The organism is Pseudomonas yamanorum (genome assembly GCF_013386765.1).
GTDB classification, from domain to species: Bacteria; Pseudomonadota; Gammaproteobacteria; order Pseudomonadales; family Pseudomonadaceae; genus Aquipseudomonas; species Aquipseudomonas yamanorum_A.
Genome location: NZ_JACARE010000061.1, coordinates 1 through 9677, shown reverse-complemented (window position 1 = coordinate 9677; position 9677 = coordinate 1). Strand labels below are relative to the sequence as shown.

Genomic DNA, 9677 nt, shown 5'->3' with positions numbered 1-9677 from the left:
GCGATGGGATCGCTGCGGTGTGCCTGGCAGACCGAGTTGTCTGCATCGCAGGCAAGCCAGCTCCTACAGTTGGCCTCATTCCAATGTGGGAGCTGTCGAGCCTTGGCGAGGCTGCGATGGGATCGCTGCGGTGTACCTGGCAGACCGAGTCGCCTGCATCGCGGGCAAGCCCGGCTCCCACAGGAAAATGCATTCCAGGTCAGGGAGCGGCACGCATCAATGATGGCTGTAGCGCTTGCGGTACTCCCCCGGCGACACGCCAAAACGCGACTTGAACGCCGATGAGAAGTAGCTGGAATCCGAGAAGCCCCAGGCATAACACAGCGCCGACAGCTTCTGCTCCGCCGGCGAGTGGCGCAGGGTTTCGGCGCAGAAATCCAGGCGCCGGTGCTTGATGTATTGCGCCACCACCAACCCACGCTTGGAGAACATCCGGTACAGCCCGCGCACCGACACCCCGACTTCCCGGGCGATCAGCTCGGGGCAGAGTTCTTCGGCACCGATGTGCGCGTCGATGTAGGCTATGGTTTTGCGGAACTGGCGCTCCTGTGGGTCCACGCCGTTGTCACGGGCGCTGATTCCCGGCAGCAACAGGCTGACCAGGGCGTCCAGCACCGCCTCGCTTTCCTGCATGCCCAGGTCGTTTTGCTGGCGGGTGTCGAGCACCATCTGGCTGGCCATCAGCGCCAAGGGCGTGCGGGCCGAGATCCGTGTCGCGCAGTTGACCGCGTTGAAGTGCGAACCGCGCTCCACCACCTGGCGCGGCAGGATCAGCGAGAGTTGCCGGGAGTTCTCGTGGTAGGTCATGTCGCTGGGGCGACAGGCGTCGATCAGGGCGATGTCGCCACGGCCCAGTTGCGCGCGGTTGTCGCCCTGCTCCAGTTGTGCACTGCCCTGCAGCTGGAACACCGCGTAGTAATGCCCCTCGTTGCCGGTACTGACTTCCTTGCTGCTGCGATACAGATGCACATGGGCCATGTCGACCACGCTGAGCTTGATCGCGCCGCTGCGAAACTCGCTCAGGTCACCATAGAATTCAGTGCCCAGGGCGCGGGCATCGAAGCGTCCACAGGCCTGGTTGACCTGCTGTAACCAACGCTCGAATGATTCGTTACGTTGCACCGTTGAACTCATCATGACCGCAAGGCCTCACGTTTTTTATTTTTTTGGTCCGAGCAATCTTACTGGCACCGCCGATCAAATATCCAATACCAGACGAGCGGAAACCGCCCGGGAAACACACGCGCAAATCTGCCGGTTGGCGGCCTTCTCCTTGGTCGACAGGCAGTTGTCACGGTGCTCGGGCACGCCCTCCAGCACCTCGACGATGCAGGTGCCGCAGATGCCTTCGCGGCACTCGGTGTCGATGTCGCAACCGTGGGCCTGCAACACGTCCACCAGGCTGGTATTCGCCGGTACCTGCAATACCACACCGGAGCTGGCCAGTTGCACTTCGAAGCCACCGCTGGGCCCGGCGTTTGCCGCCGGGTCGGCCTGGAAGTGTTCCAGGTGAATCGCCTCCCCGGAACGGCTGCGGGCCGCGACTTCCACCACCTTGTGCATGAACGGCGCAGGGCCGCAGGTGTAGACGTGGGCCACGTCGCCGGCCTGCTCCAGGCAGACGCTCAAGGCCGCATCCAGTGCGCCCGGTTCGACGCCAAAGTGAAACTGCACATGCTCGCCGAACGTATCGGCCAACAGCTGAGTAAACGCCGCGTACTGCGCCGAACGCGCAAAATAGTGCAGGCGCCACGGCTGGCCGCTGCTCGCCAGTCGGTAGGCCATGCTCAACAACGGCGTCACCCCGATACCGGCGGCAAACAGCGCATGGGCCGGCGCGTCCGGGTCGAGGCGAAACAGATTGCGCGGCGCGCCCATCTCCAACTCCATGCCCTCCTGCACCTGCTCATGCAGGGCCAGGGAGCCGCCCCGGGATTGTGCCTCCTTCTTCACCGCCACCAGGTACGCGCGGCCATCGTGGGGCGGGCTGCACAGGGAATACTGGCGGGTGACGCCGGTGGGCCCGGTGAGGTCCACATGGGCGCCCGGTTCATAACTGTCGAGGGGCTGGCCGTCACTGCGCACGAGGCGAAAGGAACGGATATCCAGCGCTTCGTCGACGATGCGTTCGATCTTCACCTTCATCATTGCAGCACCTGAATACAGTTGTTTCGGTTGAACGCTATCCTGTGGCGAGGGAGCTTGCTCCCGCTGGGGTGCGAAGCGCCCCCAAAGAGATTGGGCCTGCTGCGCAGTCCAGCGGGAGCAAGCTCCCTCGCCACAACGATGACTAGCGCATGAACAGGCCGCCGTTGATGTCCCAGCACGCGCCCGTGACCGAGGCGGCGTGGTCGGCAATCAACAGCAGCACGGTGTCGGCGATGGTGTGCGGGTCGCCGAGGGTGCCCGCCGGGATGATCTTGAGGATTTGCTCCAGGCGCTCCGGCGCCACGGTTTCGCGCACCACCGGCAAGTCCAGCGGGCCTGGTGAAATGCTGTTGACTGTCACGCCTTGGGGGGCGAGTTCACGGGCGAAGACCTTGGTCAACGTGGCCACACCGCCCTTGGCCGCCGCGTAATGCGCGCCAGTGGCGGTTCCGCCGTTTTGTCCGGCGAGGGAGGCGATGTTGACGATGCGCCCGAAACCCCGCTCGGCAAAGTGCGCGCCGAACACCTGGCAGGCCACGAACGTGCCCCGCAGGTTGATCGCCATTGATTCGTCGAACTCTTCGGGCGTGATGTCCATCAGCGCCGCGACTTTCGACACCCCGGCGTTGTTCACCAGGATATCGGTGCCGCCCCAGCGCTCCGACAGCAGATCCCGGGCGCGGATAAAATCGGCTTTGTTGCGCACATCCAGCTCGATGGCGACGGCGGTTTCGCCGCTGCTGTCCAGCTCATCTGCGAGGTGTTGCACGCCATCCAGACGCACATCTGCCAGGCCCACGCGGTAGCCTGCGGCGTGCAGGCGCCGGGCGATGCATTCGCCGAGGCCGCGGGAGGCGCCGGTGACAAGCGCGATTCGGTTCATCAGGATGTCCTCATTTCAAATGTGGGAGCTGGCTTGCCTGCGATAGCGGTGGGTCAGTACCTGAAGTGCTGGCTGACACACCGCTATCGCAGGCAAGCCAGCTCCCACACTGGTTTTGGTGGTGGGTTAGATCGTGCTTACAACAGGAAGCCCAGCGCACTCAGGCTGTCGGTGGAGTTGATCAGCCGCACCACCTTGCGCTCCAGGGTCGCAGCCCCGGCGCTGAAGCGGATGCGATAGTTCAGGTCGGCCACGAACGGCGTGTGCACCCCGCGCTTGTAGGCATACAGCAGCTGCGCGCAGTTGACCTCCACCACCTCGCCCGCCGCTTCCACCAGCGTGAATCGCGACACGCTGCGCACGGTTTTCGCCGCATCCACCGCCGACGGCGAATACCCCGCCGTCAGCCGCTCGATACGCAAGTCACGCATGCGCGCGTCGTCATAGGCGTAATTGAGGCTGGCCTCGAAATCGTCGGTGTCCAGGTCGATCGGCACGACGTAACGCCCGCTCTCGCTCCACAACGCCGCCCATTGCACATAGTCCTTGTGGTCCAGCAGTTCGGCTTCGCGCCAGATGAATTCGATGGCCTGGGCCAGCGGTGCGGTAAAACCAGTCAGGGTGTTCATTGGCTCATCATCCTTTTCCACATGTCATAGGCCCCGCGCATGCCGCCTTCGTCGGTGGCGTGGGAGACCTTGTCGCCGTTGTCGGCCAGGACTTCGCGGTTCAGGCCACGGTTGACCAGGATCGGCGCGTCCACGCCGGCGTACGAACCGCGTTGCACCCGGTCCCAGGCCTCGGCGTCGTCAGGGCTGCCAAAGCCGAACGGGCCCTGGAAGTGTTCGTGGATGCGCAGGCGCTCGCGGTTGGCGATCTGCGGCCCGCCCTCCATGCCAAGGGCGACGTGGCGGATCTCGGTCTCGGTGACCGATACCGGCCGCAACACGCGAAAGAACGACATCGACATGGCGACGTTGGGAAACAGGTTGAGGTTGAACCCGGCACCGTGCAGTGAGCGCACGATGCGTCGCACCTGGGCCGGCTCCATGGTTTTCGACAGTTCTTCGGTGACGTGGGCGAAGCGCTCCTGCAACTGTTCCGTGCCGTCATCGTGGTCCAGGTCGACATGCTCGGGCACCATCACCATCACGCTGTGGCCATTGCCCAGGGAATGGGTGACGGCCTGTTCGTCGGTCATGAACGAGAGCATTTCCGAGGTCTCGGCATCCACCGACGACATGAACGACTTGTGCACGATGGGGAAGTGATAGCCGTCGGTGGTGTTTTCCAGCTGGATCTTCCAGTTGCCCTTGAAGCTGAACTTGTGTTCGCCCTGGGTCTTGATCGGGTAGCCGGCGCCCTGCTTCATGAACAGGTCCATCCAGTGTCTGGCACCGCCGAGGAAGTCGGCCAATGGCTCGATGTCGTCGTTGTAGCTGGCGAATACCATTCCGGCGTAGCTGTCGACCCGCAAGCTGGTCAAGGGCAATTCGGATTTTTCCAGGAGGCCTTCGTAGCCGTCCGGGTACGGCAGCGCCCGCAGCTTGCCGTCCAGGCCATAGGACCAGCTGTGATACGGGCAGGTGAAGCCGGTGGCGTTGCCCTTATGCTTTTCGCAGACCGTGGCGCCACGGTGGCGGCAGCGGTTTTCCAGCACGTTGATCGCGCCTTTCTTGTCGCGCACTACGATCACCGGGCGCCGGCCGATGGTGGCGGTCTTGAAGTCGCCGCTGTTGCGCACTTCGCTTTCATGGGCGACCCAGACCCAGGTGCGGTAGAAGATTTTTTCCAGTTCGGCTTCGAACAGCGCCGGGTCGTTGTACAGCGAGACGTCGACGCGGTCGTGCTTGACCAGCTCGTCGAGGCTTTTGGATTTGGCGATCAGCCGGTATTCATGGGTACTCATGGAGCCCTCCTCAAGGCGTTGTTCTTATTGGTGAGCCGTGATGCTCTGCTGCAGTTGCGCGCCGAGGGCACACACCCATTCGTCCTGGCCCTTGCGGCCGACAATCTGCAGGCCGACTTTCAGGCCGCTGTCCACCAGGGTCACCGGCACCGTCAGCGCCGGGTGGCCGCTGAGGTTGAAGGGCCGTACCAGCGGCGTCATGCCGGCCACGGCCTGGCTGCCGTTGCGGGCTTGGGCCAGGGTCGGTGGCAGGTCTGGCAGGGTCGGCAGCAGCAACACGGAAAACGCTTCGAGCGCGGCATCCACCTGATGACTGAAGCGGGTGCGCACGACTTCGGCGTCGGCCAACTCAGCGGCGCTGGTGCGGCTGGCGGCCAGCAAGCGCTGTTCAACGTCGGCGCCGATCAGGCCCTTGCCCGTGAGATGACCGAAGGCCGCCCAGTTCTCGACATTGATCACCGTAAGGCCGGCGCCGAACGCCGCCTCGAAGTCGTCCAGATGCAGGCGCTGCTGACGCCAGCCAGCCGCATCGACGGCGGCCATCAGGCTCGCCTTCAGCCACGGCTCACAGGCCACATCCAGAAAGCCCACATGAATACCGCCAACCGGTGCGGCCTGCGGCGTGAAGCCCGGGCAAATCACCTGCATCGCGGCAATCAGGTCCTGCATGTTCGCGGCAAACGGCCCGACGCAATCGAGGCTGGATACCGCCGGCTGCGCGCCCGCCCGGCTGACCCGGCCATAGGTCGGCTTCAACCCGGCGATCCCGCAGCACGCCGCCGGCACCCGCACCGAGCCGCCGGTGTCGGTGCCGATGGCGATATCCGCCAGGCCCGCCGCAACGGCTGCGGCCGAACCGCTGGACGACCCACCCGGCACCCGGTCAGGCGCCTGGGGGTTGATCGGCGTGCCACTCCAGTCGTTGATGCCGGTGACGCCAAACGCCAGTTCATGCAGGTTGGTCTTGCCGACGATCTGCCAGCCGGCGTCGAGCACCGAATGCACCACATCTGCATGCCGGGTCGCGGGCGGTGCATCGGCAAAGGCACGGCTGCCGGAACGGGTCGGGTGCCCGGCGATGTCGATGGAGTCTTTGATGGCCACGCGTTTACCGCTGCCACCGAGCAGAAATTCGCTGACGAAGGTACTCATGGGTTCACCCCCAATACGGTATTGAACAGGCGTTGCGTGCGGAAATGCGCGATCAGCCAGGTGCCGTCCACACGGCGAAAATCAATGTTCAGCCGCGTGCCGAACAACTCGCTGCGCTGGTCGGCGTAGGTGGAAATCTGCTGCATGATCCACTGCCCCGCTGCCGTGCTGCCGTCCACCTGGATCGACTCGCTGGTGAGGTAATGCAGGTTCAACGCGAAGTGCCCGGACGGCGGCAGATAACTGCCGACAAATGCCGCCACGGCGTCGCGCCCCTGATGCTGGCCGAAGGTTTGCGCGGTGCTGGTGCCTATGCCCTCCCAGACCGCATCCGCGGTGAACAACCCGGCCAACTCGCGGACGTTCGTTGCCGCCCGGGGCACGTCGCACAGGTCCATGTAGCGCGCCATCAAGCGCCGGACCTGGCTCTCCCCTTCAAGGCTTTCAAGACGCTGCAACAGGTCCATGGCTCACACCCTGGCCGCGTCGGGGATGGTCAGCGGGCGGCCGATACGCGCTTCAATCTTCGCGTAGCGCCACAGGCTGTATTCACCGACGGGCGTGGTGCGGAACAGGTTGCAGGCATCGATCACCGACTGGTGGCAGTCGACGTCGGCCATGATGTAGACGGTCCACGGCGAGGTGGTCGACGGGCCGACCATCAAGCGGTCGTCATCCATCGCCCCCAGTACGTTGATGCCCGGCATGGCGCCGAGGTCGCCCATCATCTGGCTGAAGCCTTTCCACACGCTCAGGCCTTCGCCGGTGGGCAGGTCGAAAAAGTTCTGGGTGATACCGATGCAGAAGACGACGCGCAGCGGTTCTTGAGTGGCTTGGGACATGGGTTGATCCTTGAAAGTCAGATGTAGCCAGGAAATGGTGGAACGCCGAGAAACACCGAGCCGGCGCCGTCGTACAGGCCTTCGCTGAGGAAGGCGTGCTGGGTCACCACCATGGCGTCACGCAGGTAGCGTTGCAGCGGGTGGCGCAGGTAAATCGCGGTGGTGCCCGCCAGGCTGTAGGCGCTCTGCACCACGGCGGCGCCGGCCTGGGATACGTGAATGGCGGTCAGGCGCAGCAGGCTGGTTTGCTCCGCCGTAACCGGGTTGCCGGCGAGGATCGAGTTCCACACTTGTTCGGTGGCGCCGTAGAAAAAGCCCCGAGCGGCACTCAGTTGGGCTTCGGCTTTGGCGATTTCGATGCGCACGTAGGCGCGGTCCGCCAGTTTCGGTGCGCCGGTGATGCCGCTGCCGCTGGCCATGGCGCTGATTTCATCGAGGGCGGCACGGGCCAGGCCGAGGTTGACTACTGCCAGCACCTGGGCGGCGTAGGCAATCGAGGGGTAACGGAACAGCGGCTCGTCGATGGTAGCGGCGCCGCCACGGATGAAGGTCCAGCGCTCGTCGATGTATTGGTCGGTGACGCGCAAGTCATGGCTGCCGGTGCCCTTGAGGCCGACCACGTCCCAGTTTTCGATGATTTCAACCTGGCCCGGCTTGAACACGGCGGTGCGCGGCTTGCCGCCTGCCGCACCGATGCCCACACCCAGCAAGTCGGCGCCCTTGCAGCCGCTGGCAAATTTCCAGGTGCCGTTGACTTGCCAGCCGCCGTCGACGGTTTGTGCCGGCTGCAACGGGAACAGCCCACCGGCAAACACCCGGTCGGGGCTGTCGGCATACAGTTCGGCGAGGGTTTGCGTGGGCAACGCTGCCAGATACACCCCGGCGCTGCCGAAGCTGGCGACCCAGCCGGCGGAACCGTCGGCTTCGGAAATGCGCTCGATCATCTGCAAAAACGTTGCAGGGGCCAGGGCATCGCCGCCGAAACAGCGCGGGGTGGCCGCACGATAGATGCCCACCTGCTTGAAGCGTTCGATCATGTCCCGTGGCACATGGGAGCCGGCGTCGAACTCGTCGCGGCGCTGGCGCACCTCATCCAGCACCTGCTGGAACAGCGCGGGCTGCGCATCGGGTAAAGCGTCTGGTTGCACGAGGGCCGAACGCAGCATGGGCTTTCTCCGTTGTAGTTGTTATGGATGGGAAACTACCCGTAGCAGCTGTCGAGCCCTGGCGAGGCTGCGTTGGCGCGACGCCGCTATCAAGTCGATCTGGATACCGAGTCGCGGCCAACGCAGCCTCGCTTGGGCTCGACAGCTGCTACGGAGCCAGTCCCGTTGATGGGGTCAGTTTAGGAAGGGCCTTCGGCGGCCACTATTGGGGCGTGCCGCCCACCGGCTAAAGAAATCCCCTAGTGCGCCCCCGATAACTTCTGAGCGTGCCCGCGCAGGCAAACCGGTATAACTTGCCACTGTAGTCGTCCCCTCCACCGCCAAGGGCTACGCGATGTACCTACCCAATAACCATGATTTCCACACCCTGATCGAAGCCATGCCGATCTGCACCATCCTTCACGATGCGCAGAGCAAGGACATCCTCTGGGCCAACACCGCCGCGCTGTCGGCGCTGGGTTTTACCCTGGAAGAACTGATCCCGCTCAAGGCCCCGGACATGACCCGCGATGCGCCGAAGTACAAGCGCTCCATCGGCCTGCGCTGGCTGGAACGCGCGGCTCGCAGCGGCCAGCGCACCATCGAGTGGTGTTATCGCTCCAAGGCCGGGGTGGACATTCTTTCGGAAGCCATTGCGACGCTGGTGCACCTGGACGGGCGTGATGTGCTGATGGTGCAGTTCCGCGATATTTCCCGGGAAGACAAGGTCAAGCGTGACCTGATCCGTGCCGAAGAAGCCCGGCGTGTCAGCGAGCAACAGTTGGAATACCTGGCGCGCTACAACGCCATGGGTGAGATGGCCGTGGCGATTGCCCATGAGCTGAGCCAGCCGCTGGCGGCCACTCGTAACTTTATCGAAGGGGTGTTGATTCGCTTGGGTGATACCCACAGTGCCGACCAGGGCGTGAACTGGGGGCTGCAAAGTGCCGTGCGGCAGGTGGAGCATGCTTCTTTGATCATCAAGAGCGTGCGTGATTACGTGGTCAAGCTGGAGCAGAGTGCCGAGTGGGTGGACTTGAATGAGTTGCTGCATGAAACCCGGTACTTCATCAGCCTGCGGGCCGAGCCCGGTCAGGTGCGGCTGGAGATCGTGCCGAGCGCGGAGCCGCTGATGGTGCAGTGTGAGAGGGTGTTGATTGGGCAGGTGATTCTGAACCTGGCGTTCAATGCCATTGACGAGATGAGCGAGCTGCCTCTTGAGCGTCGGGTGCTGCGGTTGCATGCCTGTCGGGATGGAGGCGTGGCGCGGTTGAGTGTCGAGGATTGCGGGCGGGGGATTCAGGCGGTGGCGCGGGAGAAAATCTTTGATGGGTTCTTTTCGTCGAAGGTGGGTGGGAACGGGATTGGGTTGGCGTTGTGCAAAAACATTATTGGTCGGCATCAGGGGGATATCTGGGCGCAGAATCTTGAGCCGTGTGGGGCGGTTTTCAGTTTTTCGCTGCCTTTGGTGGGGGTGTGAGATGGGGGGCATATCCGTTATTTAGGTAACGGCTGCCTATGGTTTCGCTCTTACAGCGAGTCACTTTGCAAAAGCGGCAAAGTAACCAAAACGCTCTGCCCCGCCTGTCGGCACCTCG

10 protein-coding genes are annotated in these 9677 nt (G+C 63.7%); 1 reads left to right on the top strand and 9 read right to left on the bottom strand.

Annotated elements, in window-relative coordinates:
* Positions 1–216 precede the first annotated feature (216 nt).
* The 9 genes from feaR to HX875_RS30825 all read right to left on the bottom strand — a co-directional run bounded on the left by feaR (position 217) and on the right by HX875_RS30825 (position 8100).
* Positions 217–1137 carry a transcriptional regulator FeaR gene (feaR, locus tag HX875_RS30865; protein ID WP_177048614.1) on the bottom strand — a complete coding sequence of 307 codons (921 nt, stop codon included), beginning with the start codon at positions 1135–1137 and terminating at the stop codon, positions 217–219.
* A gap of 60 nt (positions 1138–1197) precedes the next feature.
* Positions 1198–2148 (bottom strand): PDR/VanB family oxidoreductase, encoded by a 951-nt coding sequence (locus HX875_RS30860; protein WP_177048613.1) that lies wholly within the window; start codon positions 2146–2148, stop codon positions 1198–1200.
* Between the two features lie 142 nt (positions 2149–2290).
* Positions 2291–3031 carry an SDR family NAD(P)-dependent oxidoreductase gene (locus tag HX875_RS30855; RefSeq protein ID WP_177048612.1) on the bottom strand — a complete coding sequence of 247 codons (741 nt, stop codon included), beginning with the start codon at positions 3029–3031 and terminating at the stop codon, positions 2291–2293.
* A gap of 137 nt (positions 3032–3168) precedes the next feature.
* Positions 3169–3660, bottom strand: coding sequence for an aromatic-ring-hydroxylating dioxygenase subunit beta (locus tag HX875_RS30850; protein WP_177048611.1), 492 nt, complete (start codon positions 3658–3660; stop codon positions 3169–3171).
* Entirely contained in the window at positions 3657–4940 is a 1284-nt protein-coding gene (locus tag HX875_RS30845) for an aromatic ring-hydroxylating oxygenase subunit alpha (RefSeq protein WP_177048610.1), read from the bottom strand. Before HX875_RS30845 ends, HX875_RS30850 begins: the two co-directional genes overlap by 4 nt.
* A gap of 24 nt (positions 4941–4964) precedes the next feature.
* Complete coding sequence (locus HX875_RS30840) at positions 4965–6092, bottom strand: amidase (RefSeq protein WP_177048608.1); 1128 nt, start codon at positions 6090–6092, stop codon at positions 4965–4967.
* Positions 6089–6559, bottom strand: coding sequence for a nuclear transport factor 2 family protein (locus HX875_RS30835; RefSeq protein ID WP_177048606.1), 471 nt, complete (start codon positions 6557–6559; stop codon positions 6089–6091). Before HX875_RS30835 ends, HX875_RS30840 begins: the two co-directional genes overlap by 4 nt.
* A gap of 3 nt (positions 6560–6562) precedes the next feature.
* Positions 6563–6934 (bottom strand): hypothetical protein, encoded by a 372-nt coding sequence (locus HX875_RS30830; RefSeq protein WP_177048604.1) that lies wholly within the window; start codon positions 6932–6934, stop codon positions 6563–6565.
* 17 nt (positions 6935–6951) lie between these two features.
* Entirely contained in the window at positions 6952–8100 is a 1149-nt protein-coding gene (locus HX875_RS30825; protein WP_177048602.1) for an acyl-CoA dehydrogenase family protein, read from the bottom strand.
* A gap of 334 nt (positions 8101–8434) precedes the next feature.
* Here HX875_RS30825 and HX875_RS30820 point away from each other — a divergent pair, with 334 nt between their 5' ends.
* Positions 8435–9559, top strand: coding sequence for a sensor histidine kinase (locus HX875_RS30820; protein WP_177048600.1), 1125 nt, complete (start codon positions 8435–8437; stop codon positions 9557–9559).
* Positions 9560–9677: the final 118 nt, after the last annotated feature.